Here is a 22,711-nt window from a genome sequence, read left to right as displayed (position 1 = left end):
GCGACCCGCACCGGTGTCGAGACCGGCTGCCGCCGCTAAGGACGACGGCACGTGCCGGGCGGTTCCCGGCGGTGCCGGGAGGCGTCAACTGACCCTGGGCACTACCGATTACGTACCCGAAGCCCCTGCGACGCCCGCCCAGTCGATCGCAAAAACCGTCCGCTTCCCGCTTTTTCCGGCCAAGTTTTAGCCCTGGCCGGACAGTGAGTTGTCGTCCCTCGGACACCAGGATTCCCGCTGGCGCCATGCTGGACATCGCTCCTCGTGTGCGTGTAGATGTAAATCCATCGATGGCGGCGCAGCACGATCTGGGGGTTTGCGATGCTATATGGCGAATCGCACCAGGTGGAAAGGCGGACGCCATGAGCGCCCCGCATCTGCCGAAAGTGGCTGGAATCGATCCAGCAGTTACAGCGTCAGCGCAGACTCCGGCGCCCACGCCCGCTTCCACGCCCGTACGCACCACCCCCGCCCAGGCCGCCCAGCCTGCCGCGAGCAGCGTCATCCAGGACCGGCTGGCGGGCATGGTCTCCGACCTCACCACCCTCCACGAACTCACCGAGCGCCTCGCCCGGGCCAGTGACCTCGACTCCTCCCTGCAGGAGTTCCTGCGGGCCGGAGCCGCCCTGGTCGGCGCGCGTCGCGGCCTGGTGGTCCTGGAACCCTCCGACGGGCTCGGCCCGACCACCACCATCGGCCTCGGCCTGGGACGCGCCGACCTCGGCCACATCGAGACGGTGCCGCGCAGCGCCACCTCCTACGGCCGCATCCTCGACGGACTCCCCGACGCCCACGGCGGGTCCGAGGTGCTCCCCGAGCCCGGCACCGCGCCGGCCGGCACCGGCACCGGTGGGCACGAGCCCTCCATCGACCCCCGCCACCGCGAGGTCGCGGCCCGGCTCGGCTACGCGGCCAGCTACGCGCTGCCGCTGACCGCCGACGCCACCGGCCGGCTCGGCGCGGCCGTCTGGCTCTACGACGAACAGGCCGAACCCAGCGAGCGTCAACGCGACCTCGCCGGGCTCTACGTCCGGCACGCCGCCGAGCACCTGGCGCGGATGGTCGAGGTGGACCGCTCCCGCACCCGGTTGGCCACGGTCGCCGAGGAACTGCTGCCCAGCAGGCTGCCCCGGATCGCCGGGGTGCAGCTCGCCGCCCGGCACCACACCGGACCGCGCGGCGGCGGCGACTGGTACGACGCCCTCCCGCTGCCCGAGGGCGCGATGGGACTGGCCGTCGGCTCCGTCACCGGTTCCGGGCCGAGCGCCGTCGCCGCGATGGGACGGCTGCGGGCCTCGCTGCGCGCGTACGCCGTCATGGAGGGCGAGGACCCCGTCGCCGTCCTGTCCGACCTCGAACTGCTGCTGCGCCTGACCGAGCCCGCCCGCTCGGCGACCGCGCTCTTCGCGTACTGCGAGCCCGCCTCCCGGAAGGTCATCCTGGCCGGCGCCGGGCACACCCCGCCCCTGCTGATCGGCGAGCGGCGCACCGAGTACGTGGAGACCTCGCTCTCCGCACCGCTGGGGATGCTCGCCTGCTGGGAGGCCCCGAGCGTGGAGATCGAGCCCGCTTCGGGAGAAACGGTGCTGCTCTACACCGACGGGCTGCTGCGCCGCACCGGTGACGCCATGGACCGTGCGTACGCCCGGCTGCACGCGGCGGCCGCGGGTGTTCCCCGTACCGTCCGGGACGACCCGGGGGCCATCTGCGACCACATCCTGAGGACCGTGCTGCCCGGGGAGGACCCGGCCGCGCCCTCGGCGGACCCGGACGAGGACGTGGTGCTGCTCGCCGTCCGGTTCGACTGAGCGGCTCCGGTCGACCTGGACGGGGGAGCACACGGCCACGGAAGACGATCGTCCGGTTTGACTGATATGTCACAGGTCCCGCCGGACGCCTTCTCTTCGCACATACGATGGATGAGGTCCATACCCGGTACCTGCATGTCGTAGCAGCTGAGGAGAAGACGTGGCTGACGAGCTCACCCCGGAGACCCCGGAAGAAGAGCAGCCCCAGAAGAAGCACAAGCAGCGCAAGAACGGGCTGTACCCGGGCGTCAGCGAAGAACTCGCGGAAAGCATGCGCACCGGCTGGGCCGACACCGAACTCCGCGGCCTGGAGCCCATCGCCCAGGCGACCCACACCGCCGAGCGCCGCGCCGCGCTGTCGGCGCGCTTCCCCGGAGACCGCCTCGTCATCGCGGCCGGCCGGCTGAAGACCCGCTCGAACGACACCGAGTACCCGTTCCGCGCCTCGACCGAGTACGCGTACCTCACCGGTGACCAGACCGAGAACGGCGTCCTGGTCCTGGAGCCCACGGGCGAGACCGGGCACACCGCCACGATCTACCTGCTGCCCCGCTCCAACCGCGAGAACGGCGAGTTCTGGCTCTCCGGCCAGGGCGAACTGTGGGTCGGCCGCCGCCACTCCCTCACCGAGGCCGAGCAGCTCCTGGGCATCCCGGCCAAGGACGTCCGCGAGCTCGCCGAGGCCCTCGCCGAGGCGGAGGGCCCGGTCCGCAACGTCCGGGGCCACGACTCCGTCGTCGAGACCGCCCTCACCGACAAGGTGACCAAGGAACTCGACGAGGAACTGCGCGTCTACCTCTCCGAGGCCCGCGCAGTGAAGGACGCCTTCGAGATCGGCGAGCTCCAGAAGGCCGTCGACTCCACCGTCCGCGGCTTCGAGGACGTCGTGAAGGTCCTCGACAAGGCCGAGGCCACGTCCGAGCGCTACATCGAGGGCACCTTCTTCCTGCGCGCCCGCGTCGAGGGCAACGACGTCGGCTACGGCTCCATCTGCGCCGCCGGCCCGCACGCCTGCACCCTGCACTGGGTCCGCAACGACGGCGACGTCCGCTCCGGCGACCTGCTGCTCCTCGACGCCGGTGTGGAGACCCACTCCCTCTACACCGCCGACGTCACGCGCACCCTGCCCATCAGCGGCAGCTACACCGACATCCAGCGCAAGATCTACGACGCGGTGTACGAGTCCCAGGAAGCCGGCATCGCCGCCGTCAAGCCGGGTGCCAAGTTCCGCGACTTCCACGACGCCTCGCAGCACGTCCTCGCGGAGAAGCTCGTCGAGTGGGGCCTGCTGGAGGGACCCGTCGAGCGCGTCCTGGAGCTCGGCCTGCAGCGCCGCTGGACCCTGCACGGCACCGGCCACATGCTCGGCATGGACGTCCACGACTGCGCCGCCGCGCGCACCGAGGCGTACGTCGACGGCACGCTGGAGCCGGGCATGTGCCTGACCGTCGAGCCGGGCCTGTACTTCCAGGCCGACGACCTGACCGTGCCCGAGGAGTACCGGGGCATCGGAGTCCGGATCGAGGACGACATCCTCGTCACCGAGGACGGCAACCGGAACCTGTCGGCCGGCCTGCCGCGCACCTCGGACGACGTCGAGGCGTGGATGGCCCGCCTCAAGGGCTGAGTCCCGAGCCGAGCCCCCGGGCCGGTACCGGTTCTGCGGCCCGTGGTCGCACGGCCCGTGTTCTGCGGTGGGCGGGATCCCCTACGGGGGGTCCCGCCCACCGGCGCGTTTCAGGCGGTCGCGGCGGTCGCGATGGTCGCCGTGGTCGCGGTGCCGGTGCCGGTGCCGGTGCCGCGGTCAGGACACCTTCAGCAGCGCGTCGTCGCGCCACTTCAGCATCTTGTCGAAGCTCACCACGGCGCCCCGGCCCGGCCGGTTGCGGAAGCGCACGTGGTCGGCGAGTTCCTCGATCAGGTGCAGGCCCCGGCCGTGCTCGGCCAGGGAGGGTCTGCGACGGGCCACCGTCGCGGCCGGGAACCCCGGGCCGGAATCGGATACTTCGATGCGGCAGCGGTCCCCGTCCAGGTAGGCCGTGACGTGATACGCCCCGGTCCCGTCCGAATCGTCGGAACCATCCCCGTCGCCGCCGACGGAACCGTCCGGGGCGTCGATGTCGGAGGAGCCGCAGCGGGGGCCCGCCCCGCGGCCGCCGTGCTCCACCGCGTTCGCGCACGCCTCGGTCAGTGCCACCGACAGGTCGAAAGAGATGTCCGGGTCCACCCCCGCGGTCTCCATCGTCCCCAGCAGCAGTCGCCTGGCGAGCGGCACGCTCGCAGCTTCGCGCCTCAAGTGGAGAGACCACCAGATGCTCATACGGTTACCTATTGCCGCCCCGGGTGGACCGTAAGCCCCTCACAGCCGGCGGAGCCCTCATTCGGCCGATGCGGCACTCCCGGGAAGCCGTGTACGCAGGAGCCTTCGCGTCGCGCGGGCGCACCCGTCGCCGCCGCCTCCGCCGCCCTCGTCGCCACCTCCGCCACGGCTTCCGTCGTGGCTTCCGTCGCCGCCTTCGCTGACCCCGACCTGACCGGAGGCCCCAACTCAAAGGTCCCTTGCGCACCTGCCGTATGCAGGGCCTAAGCGCAGTGCGATGATGGCCCGGCCATGACTGCCCCCCACACGACGCGCACCGGAGCCGGGCTCCGGACCACCCGGGCCGCGGTGTTCGCCGCGGTCTGCGTCGTGCTGTCCGTGGTGGGCCACGTCATGGCCTCGTGCGCATCCGTACCGTGGTGGGCGCTGGTCTCCGCCTTCGTCGCCGTGTTCGCGGTCGCGGCCCCGCTCTCCGGACGTCGGCGTTCGCCGGGCGGCATCGCCGCCGCGCTCGCCCTCGGCCAGGTCGGGTTGCACACCCTCTTCGGCCTCGGCCAGCACGGCGAAGCCGCCGCGCGGGCAACGGCCGCGGACTCCGACACCTCCCTCGCGGCGCTCGCCGCCCGGCTGGTCTGCGGGGGCAACTCCGTGCCGCTCAGCCCGGCCGACGCCCGGAGGATCCTGGAGGCCGCCAGCCTCGACCCGACCGCACTGGCCGGACGGGCCGCCGCCGCACAGGGTCACGCGGCCCACGAGCACCTGGCGGACGCCGCCGGGCAGCAGGCGACCGGGCTGTTCAGCCCGGCCATGCTCGCCGGGCACCTGCTGGCCGCGCTGGCGGCCGGCTGGCTGTTGGGCCGGGGGGACGCCGCACTGGTCCGTCTCCTCGAACTGTCCCGGCTGTCCGCCGAAGCCGACCCCGTGCGTCCGCTGCGCGCCGCGCTGGCGTTCGTACGCGCCCTCGCCACCGGGATCCCGGGCGCGCCCGTCCGTACCCGGCGCGCCGGGCGCGGTTCCGCCGCGCCCGCGGTGGCGACCGGCCGCGAAGCGCTCCAGCACACGGTGATCAGGCGCGGACCACCTCCGGCCCTCGCCCTCGCAGCCTGACGCGGCACCCACACCCCGGAGCACACAGCCACGGGAGCACCGGTGCCGCGACCTCCGCGCGCGCCCGTGTGCGGAGCCCGTCACCCCTGCCTCCGTGGAGTGTTCCCGCCATGAAGACCTCTCGCGTCTCCTTCGCCGCCGCCATCGCCGCCGGCACCGTCCTCGTCCTGTCCGCCCCCGCCTTCGCGCACGTCGGCGTGCAGCCCGGCGAAGCCACCAAGGGCGGCTACGCGACGATCAACTTCAAGGTCCCCAACGAGCGCGACAACGCGTCGACCACGCAGTTGGAGGTCAGCTTCCCGATCGACCAGCCGCTGACGTCCGTCATGCCGCAGGACATCCCCGGCTGGACCGTGAGCGTCGAGAAGAGCAAGCTCGACAAGCCGCTCACCGTGCACGGCAAGCAGATCAACGAGGCCGTCACGAAGGTGACCTGGTCCGGCGGCAAGATCGAGCCCGGCAAGTTCCAGCAGTTCCCGGTCTCCGTCGGCAAGCTTCCGGAGAACGCCGACCAGATGGTCTTCAAGGCGATCCAGACGTACGACAACAACGAGGTCGTCCGTTGGATCGAGGAGGCCAAGGAAGGCGCCCCGGAGCCGCAGACCCCCGCGCCCGTGCTGAAGCTGACCGCCGCCAAGGGCGACGACCACCACGACTCCGGCGACAAGAAGGCCGACGAGGCGAAGGCCTCCGGCAAGGACGACAAGGCGGCCGGCGACCACCACGACGAGGCCGCCAAGAGCTCCGACACGACCGCCCGGGCCCTCGGCATCGCGGGCATCGTCATCGGCCTCGGTGGCGTCGCCTTCGGGATCGCCTCGCGTCGGCGCGCTTCCTGACCCGTCGCGGACGCAGGCCGTGTCATTTCGAGAACATCCGCACCTTCCCCGATCACAGGGACATTCCTCCATGCGCACCACACGTGTGACGGTCGCCGCCCTCGCGGTGGCGACCGCCCTCGCCCTCACCGCCTGCGGCGGTGGAAAGACCGAGAACACCGGCTCGGTCACCCAGATCACCGGTGAGAAGAAGGCCGGGGCCGCGACGGTCCTCGACCGCCCCTTCGACAAGCCCGAGCTCGTCCTGACGGACACCACCGGCAAGCCGTGGAACCTGCGCGAGCAGACCAAGGGCAAGCCGACGCTCATCTACTTCGGCTACACCAAGTGCCCGGACGTCTGTCCTCTGACGATGAGCAACATCGCCGTCGCCAAGAAGGCACTGCCCAAGGCCGACCAGGACGACCTCCGGGTCGTGTTCGTCACCACCGACCCCGAGCGGGACACTCCCGAGTCGCTCGGCGCGTGGCTCAAGGCCCAGGATCCGTCCTTCGTCGGACTGACGGGGGACTTCGCCACCATCCAGGCCGCGGCGCGCTCGCTCGGCATCGGCATCGAGGCCGCCAAGAAGGAGGCCAACGGGGACGTCGTCTCCATGCACGGTGCCCAGGTCATCGCGTTCTCGCCCAAGACCGACGAGGGCTACGCCCTCTACGGCGAGGGCACCACCGTCGATGACTACACCAAGGACATGCCGAAGCTCGTCAAGGGACTGAACCCGTGAACCACCGCACCACCCGTACCCTCGCCGCCGCCCTCTCCCTGACGGCCGCGCTCGCCATATCCGGCTGCTCGTCCGACTCCTCAGACGGCGGCAAGCCCGGGTTGACGGTCAGCGGGGCCTTCATCCCCGAACCGGTCAACGCCGAGATGGCCGGCGCGTTCATGGTCATCAAGAACGACTCGAAGACCGCCGACAAGCTGACCGGCGTCACCAGCCCCCTCTCGGACGATGTTCAGATCCACGAGACCAAGGACCAGAAGATGCGGCAGGTCCAGTCGATGGACGTGCCCGCCAACGGTGAGCTGAAGCTGACGCGGGGTGGCAACCACGTCATGTTCATGGGTCTCAAGAGCAAGCCGGCCGTCGGGGACAAGGTCACCGTCGAGCTCCGGTTCGAGAAGGCCGACCCGGTCAAGGTCGAGGTCGACGTGAAAGAGCGGACCTACAACGCACAGAACTCCAACGCCCACTGACGGACCGAGGAACTGACACGCCATGACGGCCACCGCCCCCGCCCCTTCGCCCGCCCGGGTCCGCATCACGGCACTCCTGCCGCGGCTCGCGCTGGTCCTCGCAGCCCTGCTGGCAACCCTGTTCACCGCGGCCGCACCGGCCTCGGCACACGCCGCACTCACCGCGAGCGACCCGCAGGACGGGGCGGTGGTCGCCACGGCACCCGCCCAGGTCACCCTCTCCTTCTCGGAGCAGGTCGCCATGGGCGACGACTCCATCCGCGTCATGGACCCGCAGGGCAGGCGCGTGGACACCGGCGAGCTCCGTGACATGTGCAGCGGCTCGGTCATCCGGTACGGAACCGCCCTGCACGCCGGCCTGCCCAACGGCACCTACACCGTCGCCTGGCAGGCCGTCTCCGCCGACAGCCACCCGATCTCCGGTGCCTTCACCTTCTCCATCGGCGCCCCCTCGGCCACCGACGTCTCCCTGCCGACCCAGCAGGCGGGCGGCGGACCGGTCGGCATCGCGTACGGGATCGCCCGGTACGCCGCCTACGCCGGGTTCACCATCCTCGTCGGCGGCGCGGCCTTCATCCTGCTGTGCTGGCGCCGCGGCTCCGCCGAACGGTCGCTGCAGAAGCTCGTCCTGCGCGGCTGGGTCACCCTCACCGCGGCAACCCTGGCGATGCTGGCGCTCCGCAACCCGTACACGGGCTCGGGCAAGTTCGCCGACGTCTTCGACCTCGACGGGCTGCAAGCCGTTCTGGAGACCAAGACCGGCGCCGCGTTCGTCTCCCGGCTGCTGCTCCTCGGCGCCGCCGCGCTGTTCGTCGCCGTGCTCTTCGGGGCCTACGCGCGCCATCAGCAGGCGGCGGCCGTCGGGGAGGACGAGCGGGTCGGGGAGGACGCCAAGCAGACGAGCGACCTGGCCTTCGGGCTCGGCATCGGTGGAGCCGTCGTGGCTGCCGGCATCGCCGCCACCTGGGCCCTGTCCGAGCACGCCTCCACCGGCATCCAGCCCGGCATCGCGATGCCGGCCGACATCCTCCACCTGCTGGCCGTCGCCGCCTGGCTCGGCGGTCTCACCGCGCTGCTGGTCGCCCTGTACAAGGTGCCGGACATCGAGCGGGACGCCGTCAGGCGCTTCTCGAAGGTCGCCTTCGTCAGTGTCGTGGTCCTCGTCGTCACCGGCGTCTACCAGTCCTGGCGCCAGCTCGGCAGTTGGTCGGCCCTCACCGGCACCAGCTACGGACGCCTCCTGATCATCAAGGTGGGACTGGTCGCCGTGCTCCTCGGCATCGCCTACCTCTCACGGAAGTGGACCGCCCGACTGGCGGACGGACAGGCCACGGCCGAGCCGGCCGGGGTGCTCGCCGGGACGGACGTTTCACGTGAAACGGCGAGCGATGTTTCACGTGAAACGCCCGACGCCGTCGACCCGCGGCGTGCCGCCCAGCTCGCCCGTCAGCACGCCGCCCGCGAGAAGGCGCGCGAGCACCAGGTGCGCGACGCCGACCCCGTGCGGGGCGGCCTGCGCCGGTCCGTCCTCGCCGAGGCGGCGGTGGCCGTGGCCCTGCTCGCCGTCACCACCGTCCTGACGAGTACGGAGCCGGGACGCGCCGTGGAACAGGAGGCCGGCCGGGGCTCCGCCTCGACCGCCGTGCCCAACCGACCCATCAAGATCACCCTGCCCTTCGAGACCGGCGGCCAGAACGGCAAGGGCACCGTGCGGCTGGAGCTCGACCCGGGCCGGGTCGGCGCCAACACCCTCCACCTGTGGGCGGAGGACCCGGACGGCAAGCCCCTCGACCTGCCCGAGATCAAGGTCGCCTTCACCCTCCCGGCCAAGGAGATCGGCCCGCTGCCGGTCGTCCCGGACCGTTCCGGTCCCGGACACTGGACCGCGTCCGGGGTGCAGCTGCCGCTGACGGGTGAATGGCGCATCGACGTGACCGTCCGCACCTCCGACATCGACCAGACGACCGTCCAGAAGAACGTGAAGATCGGCTGAGCAGCGTGACCGACAGCATCCGGAGCAACCCGGACATCGAGATCTCCCGGCGCAGGCTGCTGGGTACCGTGGGCGCCGCCGGCGCCGTCGGACTCGCCCTCGGCGCCACGGGCGGGGCCCTCGCCCACGCCGCCGTCGCCGATTCCCCGGCCGGTGCCCCCGGCGCGGCCGGGACGCTCGGTTCCCTGGGCGCCACCGAGGTGGCGTTCGACGGGGACCACCAGGCCGGGATCACCACCCCGCTCCAGGCCAAGGGCCACGTCCTGGCCTTCGACCTGGCGCCCGGCGCAGGCCGTACCGAGGCCGCCGCGCTGCTGCGCCGGTGGTCGGACACGGCGCGGCGACTGATGGCGGGCGCGGCCGCGCCCGCCGCCGATACCGGTATCGCGCTCGACGCGGGCCCGTCCTCCCTCACCGTCACCTTCGGGTTCGGGCACTCCTTCTTCGAGCGCACCGGCCTGACCGCACGCCGTCCCGCGGCGCTCGATCCGCTGCCGGACTTCTCCTCGGACCGGCTCGACGCCCAGCGCAGCAACGGCGACCTGTGGGTCCAGATCGGCGCGGACGACGGACTCGTCGCTTTCCACGCCCTGCGGGCCGTACAGAAGGACGCCGGGGACGCGGCGCGCGTGCGCTGGCAGATGAACGGCTTCAACCGGTCCCCGGGCGCCACGGCGAAGCCGATGACCGCACGCAACCTGATGGGCCAGGTCGACGGCACCGGGAACCCGAAGCCCGCGGAGCCCGACTTCGACAAGCGGATCTTCGTGCCGGGCACCGGACCGGGGCCCGCCGAGCACGCCTGGATGGCCGGGGGATCGTACGCCGTCGTGCGCCGGATCCGGATGCTGCTCGACGACTGGGAGAAGCGGTCCTTGGCCGACCAGGAGCGGGTCATCGGCCGGAGGAAGGCCGATGGGGCCCCGCTGACCGGTGGCACCGAGACCACGGAGATGGCACTGGACAAGCTGGGCGCCGACGGCAAGCCCGTCATCGCCTCCAATGCCCACGCCCGGATCTCGGCGCCCGAACAGAACGGCGGGGCGGCCATGCTGCGGCGACCGTTCTCCTTCCACGACGGCATCGCCCCCGACGGCACTCCGGACGCCGGGCTGCTGTTCATCTGCTGGCAGGCCGATCCGCTGCGCGGCTTCGTCCCCGTGCAGCGCAAGCTCGACCGCGGCGACGCCCTGTCCGAGTTCATCCGGCACGAGTCGAGCGGGCTGTACGCCGTCCCGCCGGGCCCGCGTGCCGGGGAGTACGTCGGGCAACGGCTGCTCGAAGGGTGAACGGCCCCGCGGCGGCTGCCTCCCCGGCATTAGGCTGACAGCATGTCGGCCACCCGCTTCACCTATCTCGGTCCCGAGGGCACGTTCACCGAAGCCGCCCTCCGTACGCTGCCGGAAGCCGCCACCCGGGAGCTCGTCCCGATGGTGTCGGTCCCCGCGGCCCTCGACGCCGTGCGGAACGGCGAGGCGGCGGCGGCCCTGGTGCCGATCGAGAACTCGGTGGAGGGCGGGGTGACCGCGACCCTCGACGAGCTGGCCTCGGGCGAGCCGCTGATGATCTACCGCGAGGTGCTGCTGCCGATCGCGTTCGCGCTGCTCGTACGGCCGGGGACCAAGCTGTCGGACGTCAAGACCGTCACCGGGCACCCCGTAGCGCAGCCTCAGGTGCGGAACTGGCTGCGGACCCACCTGCCCGACGCGGTGTGGGAGTCGGCCGCGTCCAACGCCGACGGCGCCCGCCTGGTGCAGGAGGGCCGTTTCGATGCGGCCTTCGCGGGTGAGTTCGCCGCCGTCACGTACGGCTTGGAGGCGTTGGTCAAGGAGATCCACGACGCGGAGAACGCCGAGACCCGGTTCGTCCTCGTCGGGCGTCCCGCCCGGCCGGCCGCGCCGACCGGTGCCGACAAGACGTCCGTGGTGTTGTGGCTCGGCGACGACCACCCCGGTGCGCTGCTGGAGCTCCTCCAGGAGTTCGCGGTCCGGGGTGTGAACCTGATGCTGATCCAGTCCAGGCCGACCGGCCAGGGAATCGGCAACTACTGCTTCGCGGTCGACGCCGAGGGACACATCTCCGACCGCCGGGTGAGCGAGGCCCTGATGGGTCTGAAGCGGACCTGCCCCCAGGTCCGCTTCCTCGGTTCCTACCCTCGGGCCGGTGTCGCTCTCAGTGAGGTGCGCGCGGCTCGGCCGGGGACCTCGGACGGCGACTTCACCGCGGCGTCGGACTGGCTGGCGCGCTGCCTCGACGGTCGCGCGTAGGGCACCGTCCACTGTCCACAGAGTTATCCACAGGGTGGGATGGGGACCTGGGGACAAGTCGACACGGCGAGGCGACAAGGTCGACAAATCACTCGGGGACTCAGGTTTCGCGCTGGGGAGCGACAGGTGAACGCTGTCACCCCTGTATCGGCGATCAACTCTTTGGAGCGAGCCATTCCCACCCGAATGAGTGTGTGAGGGCGGTTTGAACCCTGATGGACCCCGCCCCGGCACCGATCCCTATTGATCTAATTCCGTGTCCACAGATGCGGCGCACAGCCTGTGGATAAGACGCCCTCGCGGAGAATTCCTGTGGACAAGGAACCCTCTCCGACGCTGCTCAGGGCCCGCCCCACGACCGGCACCGTGCCCCATTTCAGCGAATGGGACCGGTTTTATCTGCTCCCCGCCCGGGTCCGCTTCGGGTCGCCGGACAAGAGATTTCCATTCGTACCAATTGGGACATAGTGACACGCAGCGTGATATCGGTGTGATCCCAGGAAGCCCAGCCCGGTAGCCTGGAGGGGTGATTGACCTTCGGCTGCTCCGTGATGACCCTGACCGTGTCCGCGCCTCGCAGCGCGCCCGTGGAGAGGACGTCGGCCTCGTCGACGCGCTGCTCTCCGCCGACGAGCGCCGCAGGTCCTCCGGCATGCGCTTCGACGAACTGCGCAATGAGCAGAAGTCGCTCGGCAAGCTCATCCCCAAGGCCTCCCCGGAGGAGCGGGCCGAGCTGCTGACCAAGGCCGACCAGCTCAAGCAGGACGTCAAGGCCGCCGAGGCCGAGCAGAACGAGGCCGACGAAGCGGCCAAGCAGCTCCTGCTCAAGCTGGGCAACATCGTCCACGGTGACGTTCCGGTCGGCGGCGAGGAGGACTTCACCGTCCTGGAGACGCACGGCACGATCCGCGACTTCGGCGCCGAGGGCTTCGAGCCGAAGGACCACCTCGAACTCGGCGAATCGCTCGGCGCCATCGACGTCGAGCGCGGCGCCAAGGTGTCGGGTTCGCGCTTCTACTACCTGACCGGCGTCGGCGCGCTGCTGGAACTCGCCCTGGTCAACGCCGCCATCGCGCAGGCCACCGAGGCCGGCTTCATCCCGATGCTGACGCCGGCGCTGGTCCGCCCGCGCGCCATGGAGGGCACCGGCTTCCTCGGCCAGGCCGCGGAGAACGTCTACCACCTGGAGAAGGACGACTACTACCTGGTCGGCACCTCCGAGGTCCCGCTCGCCGCGTACCACATGGACGAGATCATCGACGCGGACAAGCTGCCGCTGCGGTACGCCGGCTTCTCGCCCTGCTTCCGACGCGAGGCCGGTACGTACGGCAAGGACACGCGGGGCATCTTCCGCGTCCACCAGTTCGACAAGGTCGAGATGTTCTCGTACGTCGCGCCGGAGGAGGCCGAGGCCGAGCACAAGCGGCTCCTCGACTGGGAGAAGCAGTGGCTGACCAGCCTGGAACTGCCTTTCCAGGTCATCGACGTCGCCACCGGCGACCTCGGCTCGTCCGCCTCCCGCAAGTTCGACTGCGAGGCCTGGATCCCCACCCAGGGCAAGTACCGCGAGCTGACCTCCGCGTCGAACTGCGACGGCTTCCAGGCCCGCCGCCTCTCGATCCGCTACCGCGAGGGCAAGAAGACCGCGCCCCTGTCGACGCTCAACGGAACGCTGTGCGCCGTACCGCGCACGATCGTCGCGATCCTGGAGAACCACCAGCAGGCCGACGGTTCGGTACGGGTGCCCCCGGTGCTCCGTCCCTACCTCGGCGGCCGCGAGTTTCTGGAGCCGATCGCCAAGTGAGCCCGGCCCCGTTCCCGTACAAGCTCGTCGCGACGGACCTCGACGGCACGCTGCTGCGTGACGACGACACCGTCTCGGAGCGCACCCGTGAGGCGCTCGCCGCGGCCACCGCGGCGGGCGCGGCTCACATCATCGTCACCGGCCGGGCCGTGCCCTGGACCCGCCACGTGCTCGACGACCTCGGCTACAAGGGGATCGCCGTGTGCGGGCAGGGCGCACAGGTCTACGACGCGGGCGCGCACCGGCTGTTGACCTCGGTGACGCTCGACCGGCAGCTGGCCGGCCTGGCGCTGTCGAAGATAGAGGCGGAGGTGGGTCCGCTGGCCCTGGCGGCCAGCCGGGACGGGGTGGACGGCGAGGTGCTGTTCGGTCCCGGGTACCAGGTGCAGGAGGGCCTGCCGGCGCTCTACCTGGAGGACACGGCTGCGGTCTGGACCGCCCCGCTGAACAAGCTGTACATCCAGCATCCGGGGATGGGCGAGGACGAACTCGTCAAGGTGGCCAGGGAGACGGTCGGCAGTCTCGTGGACATCGTGATGGCGGGTCCCGGCATCGTGGAGATCCTGCCGCTCGGCCTGAGCAAGGCGACCGGCCTGTCGCTGGCCGCACGGCGGCTGGGCGTGAAGGCCGCCGAGACGATCGCCTTCGGTGACATGCCCAACGACATCCCGATGTTCGGATGGTCTGCTCACGGCGTGGCCATGGCCAACGCCCACCCGGAACTCAAGGCCGTGGCCGACGAGGTGACGACCTCCAACCAGGAGGACGGCATCGCGGTCGTCCTGGAACGCCTGCTGGGCGCCGCGTAACACGGGGACGTACGAGAGGTCCGGAGCAGCCCGCGCCGCAAGGCGCGCTCGAAGCGGCTGCCCCGGACCTTTTGTTGCTCCCCGCACCACTCACTCTGCCCCGGGGAGAAGTCGCGTACCAGCGATTTTCCCCGCGTCCGTCATGAGCGCGGTGGCAGCGCGCGTCCGGGGGAGGGGACCGGCCCGCGGCATGTTTCACGTGAAACAGGGGCCGTGCCCGACCCGGAACGCGGGTCATGTTTCACGTGAAACGGGGTGTCGGGTGAGGGGCCAGGCGAGCAGGCCGACGGCGAGCGAGATGGCGTGGCCGAGGTCGGTGAAACTGCCGTCGCTCAGGAGCGGGACACCGAAGAAGGCGACCGCGCCGGCCAGGTAGAACCATCTCCAGGGGTGGGGCAACCGGTAGGTGAGCACGCCCACGGACGCCGCCAGGCCGTAGCTGACGCCGATGTCGACGACGTGGGTCATGCTGTGCGGCGCGCGGTGGTCCTGAATGGCCATCAGGAGGACCTTCTGACTGGCCAGGGTCGCCGTGATGTGGGCGGTCGCGACGATCAGGAGCCAGCGCAGGGTGCCGAGCCAACGCTCGACGGGGGCGTGGAAGCACTCGAAGAGCAGGGCGTAGAGCGCGAGCGAAGCCGGGTTCTCGATCCAGAACGCGCTGCTGAGCAACGCGCGGATGGGGTGCTGGACAAGTTCGTGGATGTTGCTGCTGTTGCGGTGGAGCAGCACGTGCTCGACCCGGTCCGGGGCGATCACGACGATGACACTGGTGATGGCGATGATCAGCAGCCAGACGTGCGTCCCGGGCGAGGAACGTATCCAGGACCGCAAGGGTCTGGACGGCTCCGGCTCGGTGTGCTCGATCATGCCCCGATGATCCCGCGCGAAGCTGTGCCCCGCCCGGCCGGTGGGCCGGGCGGGGCACGGGGCGGGCGGCCTGTGGAGGTGGGCCTACTCCTCGCCGGCCAGGGTGAGGCGGCGCAGCTTCTGGCCCGCGTAGGCGGTGGCGCCGACGGTGACCACGACGAGCAGGATCACAGCGGTGGGCAGGCCCACACTGGCGTCGACGTACCCCGGTCCGGCGACCTTCTCGGCCAGGGACAGGGACCACTGCTGGACGCTGAGGGTCTTCGCCCCGGAGACGAGGCTGCCGAAGAGGGACTCCCAGATCAGGGCGTAGACGAGGCCGAAGACGACCGCGTGCCGACTGACGGTGCCCAGCAGCAGGAACAGCGCGCTGTAGGCGATCGAGGCGACGAGGGCGGCGACGGTGTAGGCGACGGCGATCTGCTGGCCATTGCCGTTGAGGATGAAGCCGGCGATCAGGGTGGGGATCGCGGAGAAGGCCATCGTGACGGCGATCGCGACGATCAGCTTGGTCAGGATGATCGTGGGTCGCTTCACCGGCTTGGAGAGCAGGTAGACGATCGAGCCGTCGTCGATCTCGGGACCGATGGCTCCGGTGCCGGCGATGACGCCGATCAGCGGGACCATCGTCGCCAGGGCGAATCCGCCGAGCAGATCGGCGGCGACCTTGTCGTCCACCCCGGTGAAGGCGCGGACGGCGATGGAGATGACGATCAGCAGGGCGGGCAGCGCGAAGAGGATCAGCGCGCGGCGGCGGCCGAGCAGGGCCCGGTAGGTGAGCCGGGCAACGGTGGGGTTGTACATGCCAGCTCCTTCAGGCCGTGACGAGGTAGGAGAAGACCGACTCGAGGGACTCGTCGGAGGGCGAGACCGTGAGCAGCCGGATGCCGTGCGCCTTGGCCACCTGCGGCAGCAGCTCGGTGAAGCGCCCGAAGTCGACGGCCTGGATGCGCAGGGCGCCCTCCTTGAGGTCGACCTCGATGCCGGCCGTGGAGGGGTCGGCGATCAGGGCCGCGGCGAGGGCCCGGTCGTCGGAGGAACGGACCAGGTAGCGGTGCGGGCGGTCCGTCATCAGGCGGCGGATCCGACGGAAGTCACCGGAGGCGGCGTGCCGGCCGGCGACGACCACCTCGATGTGCGAGGCGAGCTGCTCGACCTCCTCCAGGATGTGGGAGGAGAACAGGACGGTGCGGCCCTCGTCGCCCATGCGTCGCAGCAGGTCCATGAGCTGCATGCGCTGTCGCGGGTCCATGCCGTTGAACGGCTCGTCGAGGAGTAGCGCCGACGGGTCGTGGACGAGGGCCGAGGCCATCTTCACGCGCTGGCGCATGCCCTTGGAGTACGTGGCGATCTTGCGGTCCTGGGCATACTCCATCTCGACGGTGGCGAGCGCGCGCTGGGCGGCCGCGTCGTCGAGCCCGTGGAGTTCGGCGTTGGCCACCACGAACTCGCGGCCGGTGAGGAAGTCGTACATGGCCTCGCGCTCGGGCACGACGCCGATCTGCTTGTAGACCTGCTCGTTGCGCCAGATCGGCGCGCCGTCGAGGGTGACGGTGCCCGTGGAGGGCGCCAGGAAGCCGCCCATCATGTTGATGAGGGTGGACTTGCCGGCGCCGTTGGGGCCGAGCAGGCCGGTCACACCGGGGCCGATGCGCATGGTGACGTCGTTGACGGCGACGACGTTGCCGAACCAGCGGGAGGTGTGGTCGATGTCGATGACGGTCACAGCCCGGCCTTCCGGTAGCGGGCCATCAGGGCGGCGTAGGAGCCGGCGATGAGGCCGAGGACGACGAGCAGGTAGACGACGCCGACGGCGGCCGAGGGGCCGTCACCGCCGGGGAAGGCGGAGGTGGCGTCGAGGAACGCGGTCTGCACGCCGTCGATCAGGGTGATCGGGGAGAACAGGCCCATCCACTCGATTGCGCCTGTGTTCCCCGTCGAGTAGGCCACGGCCTGGATGGTGGATACGGCGCCGTAGGGGATGAGCAGCAGGCCGATCACGGCGGCGACGCCGAACCCGCGGCGCGGGGTGAGCGCGGCCATGACCAGGCCGAGGCCCGCGAAGAGCAGCGACAACAGCAGTACCGACACCAGTCCCTGCCCGAATCCCTTGGTCTGGTCACCGAAGTCGAACTTCGCCAGCAGCGAGCCGATCCACATGATCAGCAGCGGGGTGGCGGTGAGGATGAAGAGGGCCGAGGCCATGGCCGCGTACTTGGCCACGACGTAGTCGACGCGCTCGATGGGCCGCGAGAAGTACAGCGGCACGGTCTTGAAGCGCAGGTCCCGGGAGACCGACTGGGGCGCCTGCGACGCGAGGTAGAGACCGATGATCACCTGGGTGGTCAGGGCGTACGTCGTGTACTTGATCGGCAGGTCGGTGGAGCCGGGGACGGCGATGGCCACCGCGACGATGATCAGCGCGGGTACGCACATCACCGCGAAGAGGATCATCGGCAGCACCTTGGACTTGGCGGAACGCCCGAGGCCGTAAGCGCCCCGCAGGGACTGCGAGAAGAGCGACTTGCGGGCGTAGGCGCGGCCGAGCCGGGGGCCGTCGTAGGACCGGTAGCCGATGTTGTGGATCTGGGTCGAGGTGTCAGGCGCCATCGGAACCGGCTCCCTTCTGCTGGACGAAGTTCTGGGCGGGCGGCTGGGCGGAGAACGGGTCCGACTCCTGAACGGGCGGCCGGGCCTGCTCCTGGGCGAGCCGGTCACTGTCGCGGAAGACCTCCGCGATGTGGTGGCGGCGCTGCTCCATGCGGACCAGGCCGATGCCGAGGTCGGCGACGGTGTCGCGGACCGTGTCGTACGTTTCCTCGCCCGTGGCCTCCACCAGGAGGATGTGGCCGGCGCCGGGCAGACCCTGCTCCTCGCCCACGTGCAGGGTGATGCCCGCCGCCACGAGGGCCTTGCGCAGGGCGGCGGTGCCGTCCGGGTGCGCGTCGGAGTCGGTGACCTCGACCGCGAGGGTCGTGGTGGTCTGCGTGAAGTCGCTGGTGGAGCTGGAGCGCAGCAGCTTGCCGCCGTCGACGACCACCACGTGGTCGCAGGTCCGCTCCAGTTCTCCGAGGAGGTGGGAGGTGACCAGCACCGAAATGCCGAAGTCGGTGTAGATGCGCCGGATCAGGCCGAGCATCTCGTCCCGACCCACCGGGTCGAGGCCGTTGGTCGGCTCGTCGAGGAGCACCAGCTGCGGGTCGTGGACGAGCGCCTGGGCCAGCTTGACCCGCTGCTTCATGCCGGTGGAGTAGCCGCCGATGGGGCGGTAGCGCTCCTCGTACAGCCCGACGTGGCGCAGGGTGTCGGCCGTCCGCTCGCGTGCCGCGGTCGGCGGGAGCCCGGACATGCGGGCCATGTGGACGACGAACTCGGTTGCCGAGACGTCGGGTGGCAGGCAGTCGTGTTCGGGCATGTAGCCGACGCGCTCACGGATGGCGCTGCCATGCGTGGCGACGTCGAGCCCGAGTACGGCGGCACGGCCCTCGGTGGCGGGGGACAGTCCGAGCAGGATCTTGATCAGCGTGGACTTGCCGGCTCCGTTGGCGCCCACGAGCCCGGTCACGCCGGGTCCGATGTCCAGGGAGAGCCGGTCGAGGGCGGTCACTCGGGGGTACCGCTTGCTCAGGCTTTCGGTCGCGATGACAGTCACGGCTTCGACGTTAGTGCCGATGTCCGCGCGGATCGTCAGACCTGGAGCGGGAACCCGTATCCGCCTTGAGGACTACGACGGAGCACGAACCCTGACCCGAGGCTGACGCGAACCGGACAAGTTTGTCCACAGGTCCGTGCACGACCCTTGACGTGACCTCCGGTCATTGTCACATTCATCAGTGTCAAGTTACGGGCGCGTACGGCTATGAGGACGGACGGCTGGTATGGCTGGGGACACGAAGCAACGCACCGCGCGGCCCGCCGGGCGGCTCTCCGCCGAGCTGCGCGGCTTCCAGGAGGTGCAGCGCCTCGCCTACGAGTGCGCCGAGACCGTCGCGGCCCAGTTGCGGCCGGGCGTGACCGAGCGCGAGGCGGCGCGGATGCAGCGCGACTGGCTGCGCGAACGCGGCGTACGGGACTGGTTCCACCTGCCGTTCGCCTGGTTCGGGGACCGCACCGCCTTCGCGGGCTTCCGGATCCCGCTCCAGTTCTTCCCGACGAACCGGCGGTTGGAGCCGGGCATGCCGTTCATCCTCGACATGGCGCCGGTCCACCGGGGCTACGCGGCCGATGTCGGCTACTCCGGGAGCCTCGGCCTCAATCCGGTGCAGGACCGGCTGATGGCCGATCTGCGTCCGCACCGCGACCTGATCCTGGAGCAGGTTCGCGAACGCCGCTCCCTGCGCGAGATCTACGAGAACGTCGAACGGCTGATGACGCGGCAGGGGTACGCCAACCGGCACCGCGCCTACCCCTTCGGGGTGATCGCGCACAAAATAGACCGGGTCGAGGAGCGGCGGTGGTCCCCGACCGCGTTCGGGTTCGGCACCCAGTCCCTCAAGGGACTGGCCGCCGACGTCCTGCACGGACACCGGGACGGCTGGTCCCCGCTGTGGAGCCCCTACCGGTTCTCCGACCACGCGCCGCAGCCCGGCCTGTGGGCGGTGGAGCCGCACCTGGGCTTCCGGGGCACGGGAGCGAAGTTCGAGGAGATCCTGGTGGTCACCGATTCCCGGGACCCCGAGGAGAGCGCGTACTGGCTCGACGACGACCTGCCGCACGTGCGGCGCTGGGCTGAGGAGAAGGCGGGATGAGCGGGATGAGCGGTACGGCACTGGCGGGCGGGCGGGAGCGCCGGGTCAGCACGGGCGGCATCGAGCTGTGCGTCGTCGAGCTCGGTGACACGGACCGGCCGACGGTGGTCCTGGTCCACGGCTACCCGGACAGCAAGGAGGTCTGGTCGGAGGTCGCCGAACGCCTCGCCGCCCGCTTCCACGTGGTGCTGTACGACGTGCGGGGACACGGGCGCTCCACGGCGCCGGTCCCGCTGCGCGGCGGCTTCACCCTGGAGAAGCTGACCGATGACTTCCTGGCCGTGGCGGACGCGGTCAGTCCCGACCGGCCCGTGCACCTGGTCGGCCACGACTGGGGTTCCGTACAGGGCTGGGAATTCGCCACGGTCGCCCGTACCGAGGGGCGGATCGCCTCCTTCACCTCCATGTCCGGGCCCTCGCTGGACCACCTCGGACACTGGATCAAGAAGCGGGTCGCGCGTCCCACCCCGCGCCGGGCCGCGCAGCTGCTGCACCAGGGCTCGAAGTCCTGGTACGTCTACATGCTGCACACGCCGGTCCTGCCCGAGCTCCTCTGGCGCGGTCCGCTCGGCAAGCAGTGGCCCAAGCTGCTCCAGCGCGCGGAGAACCTCCCCATCGGGGCCTACCCGACGGACTCCCTGCCCTCCGACGCCGCCCACGGTGCCTGGCTGTACCGCGACAACGTCCGTGGTCGCGTGCGCGCGCCCCGGGCCGACGCCTACGCGCACGTACCGGTGCAGCTGATCACCCCGACCCGGGACGACTTCCTCTCCGAGCGGCTCTACGACGACCTGGAGCTGTGGGCTCCGGACCTGTTGCGGCGCACCCTGCCGGCGAAGCACTGGATACCGCGGACCCGGCCCGACCAGGTCGCGGCGTGGATCTCGGAGTTCGTGACCGCCCGGGAGGAGCCGGCGACGCGGGCACCGGAGCAGAAGGCTCCCGGCAGGTACGCGGACCGGTTCGGCGGACAGCTGGTGCTCGTCACCGGCGCGGCCAGCGGCATCGGCCGGGCGACGGCCTTCGCGTTCGCCGAGGCCGGGGCCCGGGTGGTGGCCGTGGACCGCGACGGCGAGGGCGCGGCGCGCACGGCCGAGATGGCCCGCCTCGTCGGCGCCCCCGAGGCCTGGGGCGAATGCGTCGACGTGAGCGACGAACAGGCGATGGAGAAGCTCGCGGCGAAGGTCGCCGCCGAGTACGGAATCGTGGACGTGCTGGTCAACAACGCGGGGATCGGGCTGTCGGGGCCGTTCCTGGAGACCACGGCCGAGGACTGGAAGAAGGTCCTCGACGTCAACCTGTGGGGTGTCATCCACGGCTGCCGGATCTTCGGGAAGCAGATGGCCGAGCGCGGCCAGGGCGGTCACATCGTCAACACCGCGTCCGCCGCGGCGTACCTGCCCTCCCGCACCCTGCCCGCGTACAGCACCTCCAAGGCGGCGGTCCTGATGCTCAGCGAGTGCCTGCGCGCCGAACTGGCCTCGCGGTCGATCGGGGTCTCCGCGATCTGCCCGGGCATCGTGAACACCAACATCGCCGCCACCTCGCGGTTCGCCGGGGTGGACACGGCCGAGGAGAAGCGCCGCCAGGAACGCTCCTCGCGGATGTACGGGCTGCGCAACTTCCCGCCGGAGAAGGTCGCCGACGCGATCGTGCTGGCCGTGGTGAAGAACCAGGCGGTCGTGCCCGTCACGCCGGAGTCCAAGGGCGCCCTGTGGATGTCCCGCTTCGCGCCGCGCACGCTGCGGCGGATCGCGAGGCTGGAACCCCGGCTGTGAACCGGGCGGGCGGAGCCGGCCCCGGCACGGCCATATCCCCCTACTTCCGACGGTCGTACCATCCCTCGCAGGAGGGCTCGCTGCGCACGGCGGTCGAGTACCTGGCGGCGCCTCCTGCCGCCCGGACCGCGGCGGACGCGGTCGGCCGAGCCGTCATGTCGTAGGGAGCCGGGATTGTCCGATCAGGCGGTGGCCGAGTACCGGATCGAGGATCTGGCCCACCACAGCGGTGCGACGGTACGCACCATCCGGGCGTACCAGGACCGCGGTCTGCTCCCGAAACCGGAGCGCCGCGGCCGGTCCAACGTGTACCGGGACACGCACCTGGCACGGCTGCGCCAAATCGCGGACCTGCTGGACCGCGGCTACACCCTGGCCTCCATCAAGGAGCTGTTGGAGGCCTGGGACGCGGGGCGCGGCCTGGGCGGCGTACTGGGTCTGGTCGCCGAGGTGCACGGGCCGTGGACCGATGAGGAGGCGGACCGGATCAGCCGGGCCGACCTCGACGAACGGTTCGGTGGCCGGCCCGACGACGAGGCGGTGGACGAGGCCTGCGAGCTGGGAGTGCTGGAGCGGATGCCGGGCCGCCCGGACGAGTTCCTGGTGCCCTCGCCGCAGGAGCTGTCGGTGGCGGCCGAGTTGTACGCGGCCGGTGTGCCACTGGTGGCGATCACCGGGCACCTGCGCGAGTTGCGCGGGCAGGTCGAGCACATCGCGTCGCGCTTCCTGGAGTTCACCACCGAGCACGTCTTCGCCCGCTACCTCGGGGAGGTGCCGCCCACGGACGCCGACGCGGCCGAGGCGGCGACGATGGTGCGGAGGCTGCGGCCGCTGGCCCAACAGACGGTGGACGCCGAACTCGCCCGGGCCATGAGGGTGTTCGCCACCCGGCACCTGCAACGGCACCTCGGCGCCACCGGTACCGCCCAGCCGTCGGGACCGACGCCGGTGGCCCTGCCAGCGGACACGGTACGGGCGGTGCAGGAGCTGGTGGGCCCCGATCACGTGGCGGACTTCGTCCGGGCGGCGACGGAGCGCGAGCTCCAGGCCCGGACGATGAACGACCTGGCCAGCCGGGGCGGCCGATAATGCTCGATCAGTAGTCCACAGGGCGAATGGCGCAACTGGCCCCCAAAATCCCCCAAAAGCCTGTGGACAAGTCCGCTTTTCC

Annotated in this window: 20 protein-coding genes and 1 pseudogene; 15 read left to right on the top strand and 6 right to left on the bottom strand. The window is 70.9% G+C overall.

The annotated features are described in order from the left end of the window. Positions 1-245: 245 nt before the first annotated feature. The gene (locus ACFVS6_RS01885) at positions 246-1,808 is read left to right on the top strand and encodes a PP2C family protein-serine/threonine phosphatase (protein ID WP_389699968.1); all 1,563 of its coding nucleotides are present in this window, start codon (positions 246-248) and stop codon (positions 1,806-1,808) included. A 160-nt stretch (positions 1,809-1,968) separates the two neighbouring features. Then, positions 1,969-3,435: an aminopeptidase P family protein gene (locus ACFVS6_RS01880; protein ID WP_389699967.1), complete on the top strand. Its 1,467-nt coding sequence runs from the start codon at positions 1,969-1,971 to the stop codon at positions 3,433-3,435. A 177-nt stretch (positions 3,436-3,612) separates the two neighbouring features. On the opposite strand, the gene ACFVS6_RS01875 is transcribed toward ACFVS6_RS01880, so the two are convergent. Beyond that, entirely contained in the window at positions 3,613-4,128 is a 516-nt protein-coding gene (locus ACFVS6_RS01875) for an ATP-binding protein (protein ID WP_389699966.1), read from the bottom strand. A gap of 291 nt (positions 4,129-4,419) precedes the next feature. On the opposite strand from ACFVS6_RS01875, the gene ACFVS6_RS01870 reads away from it, so the two are divergent. From ACFVS6_RS01870 to ACFVS6_RS01830, 9 genes are all read left to right on the top strand, one after another. Next, positions 4,420-5,235 carry a hypothetical protein gene (locus ACFVS6_RS01870; protein WP_389699965.1) on the top strand — a complete coding sequence of 272 codons (816 nt, stop codon included), beginning with the start codon at positions 4,420-4,422 and terminating at the stop codon, positions 5,233-5,235. A 110-nt stretch (positions 5,236-5,345) separates the two neighbouring features. Beyond that, the gene (locus ACFVS6_RS01865; RefSeq protein ID WP_389699964.1) at positions 5,346-6,074 is read left to right on the top strand and encodes a YcnI family protein; all 729 of its coding nucleotides are present in this window, start codon (positions 5,346-5,348) and stop codon (positions 6,072-6,074) included. A gap of 70 nt (positions 6,075-6,144) precedes the next feature. Then, entirely contained in the window at positions 6,145-6,798 is a 654-nt protein-coding gene (locus ACFVS6_RS01860) for an SCO family protein (protein ID WP_389699963.1), read from the top strand. Then, the gene (locus ACFVS6_RS01855) at positions 6,795-7,271 is read left to right on the top strand and encodes a copper chaperone PCu(A)C (RefSeq protein ID WP_389699962.1); all 477 of its coding nucleotides are present in this window, start codon (positions 6,795-6,797) and stop codon (positions 7,269-7,271) included. The genes ACFVS6_RS01860 and ACFVS6_RS01855 overlap by 4 nt, the downstream gene beginning before the upstream one ends. A 22-nt stretch (positions 7,272-7,293) precedes the next feature. Beyond that, entirely contained in the window at positions 7,294-9,264 is a 1,971-nt protein-coding gene (locus ACFVS6_RS01850; protein WP_389699961.1) for a copper resistance protein CopC, read from the top strand. A gap of 5 nt (positions 9,265-9,269) precedes the next feature. Continuing rightward, positions 9,270-10,553, top strand: a complete 1,284-nt coding sequence (gene efeB / locus ACFVS6_RS01845; protein ID WP_389699960.1) for an iron uptake transporter deferrochelatase/peroxidase subunit — start codon at positions 9,270-9,272, stop codon at positions 10,551-10,553. Positions 10,554-10,595: 42 nt separating this feature from the next. After that, positions 10,596-11,531: a prephenate dehydratase gene (pheA, locus tag ACFVS6_RS01840; RefSeq protein ID WP_281204904.1), complete on the top strand. Its 936-nt coding sequence runs from the start codon at positions 10,596-10,598 to the stop codon at positions 11,529-11,531. Between the two features lie 526 nt (positions 11,532-12,057). After that, positions 12,058-13,335 carry a serine--tRNA ligase gene (serS, locus tag ACFVS6_RS01835; protein ID WP_389699959.1) on the top strand — a complete coding sequence of 426 codons (1,278 nt, stop codon included), beginning with the start codon at positions 12,058-12,060 and terminating at the stop codon, positions 13,333-13,335. Further along, positions 13,332-14,144 carry an HAD family hydrolase gene (locus ACFVS6_RS01830; protein ID WP_389699958.1) on the top strand — a complete coding sequence of 271 codons (813 nt, stop codon included), beginning with the start codon at positions 13,332-13,334 and terminating at the stop codon, positions 14,142-14,144. The genes serS and ACFVS6_RS01830 overlap by 4 nt, the downstream gene beginning before the upstream one ends. Positions 14,145-14,378: 234 nt before the next feature. On the opposite strand, the gene ACFVS6_RS01825 is transcribed toward ACFVS6_RS01830, so the two are convergent. The 5 genes from ACFVS6_RS01825 to ACFVS6_RS01805 form a co-directional block, all read right to left on the bottom strand. Beyond that, the gene (locus ACFVS6_RS01825) at positions 14,379-15,014 is read right to left on the bottom strand and encodes a rhomboid-like protein (RefSeq protein WP_389699957.1); all 636 of its coding nucleotides are present in this window, start codon (positions 15,012-15,014) and stop codon (positions 14,379-14,381) included. Between the two features lie 84 nt (positions 15,015-15,098). Further along, positions 15,099-15,818 (bottom strand): ABC transporter permease, encoded by a 720-nt coding sequence (locus ACFVS6_RS01820; RefSeq protein WP_389699956.1) that lies wholly within the window; start codon positions 15,816-15,818, stop codon positions 15,099-15,101. Between the two features lie 10 nt (positions 15,819-15,828). Further along, positions 15,829-16,740, bottom strand: a complete 912-nt coding sequence (locus ACFVS6_RS01815) for an ABC transporter ATP-binding protein (RefSeq protein ID WP_389699955.1) — start codon at positions 16,738-16,740, stop codon at positions 15,829-15,831. Next, positions 16,737-17,624 (bottom strand): ABC transporter permease subunit, encoded by an 888-nt coding sequence (locus ACFVS6_RS01810; RefSeq protein ID WP_281204910.1) that lies wholly within the window; start codon positions 17,622-17,624, stop codon positions 16,737-16,739. The genes ACFVS6_RS01815 and ACFVS6_RS01810 overlap by 4 nt, the downstream gene beginning before the upstream one ends. Further along, entirely contained in the window at positions 17,614-18,666 is a 1,053-nt protein-coding gene (locus ACFVS6_RS01805; protein ID WP_389699954.1) for an ABC transporter ATP-binding protein, read from the bottom strand. Before ACFVS6_RS01805 ends, ACFVS6_RS01810 begins: the two co-directional genes overlap by 11 nt. Before the next feature lie 226 nt (positions 18,667-18,892). Between ACFVS6_RS01805 and ACFVS6_RS01800 the strand changes: the two genes are divergently transcribed. The 4 genes and pseudogenes from ACFVS6_RS01800 to ACFVS6_RS01785 all read left to right on the top strand — a co-directional run bounded on the left by ACFVS6_RS01800 (position 18,893) and on the right by ACFVS6_RS01785 (position 22,629). Continuing rightward, positions 18,893-19,762 (top strand): M24 family metallopeptidase, encoded by an 870-nt coding sequence (locus tag ACFVS6_RS01800; RefSeq protein WP_389699953.1) that lies wholly within the window; start codon positions 18,893-18,895, stop codon positions 19,760-19,762. A 5-nt stretch (positions 19,763-19,767) separates the two neighbouring features. Beyond that, entirely contained in the window at positions 19,768-21,540 is a 1,773-nt protein-coding gene (locus ACFVS6_RS01795; protein WP_389700038.1) for an SDR family oxidoreductase, read from the top strand. A gap of 23 nt (positions 21,541-21,563) precedes the next feature. After that, positions 21,564-21,704 (top strand): annotated as a pseudogene (locus ACFVS6_RS01790) (metal-dependent hydrolase); the annotation flags it as partial. Between the two features lie 10 nt (positions 21,705-21,714). After that, a complete protein-coding gene (locus ACFVS6_RS01785) occupies positions 21,715-22,629 on the top strand; it encodes a MerR family transcriptional regulator (RefSeq protein ID WP_389699952.1) in 915 nt (304 codons plus the stop codon). Positions 22,630-22,711: the final 82 nt, after the last annotated feature.

Source organism: Streptomyces sp. NPDC057939 (assembly GCF_042887545.1).
GTDB lineage: Bacteria > Actinomycetota > Actinomycetes > Streptomycetales > Streptomycetaceae > Streptomyces.
Note: the sequence above shows the minus strand (reverse complement) of the source record. Positions and strands in the feature narration are given on the sequence as shown.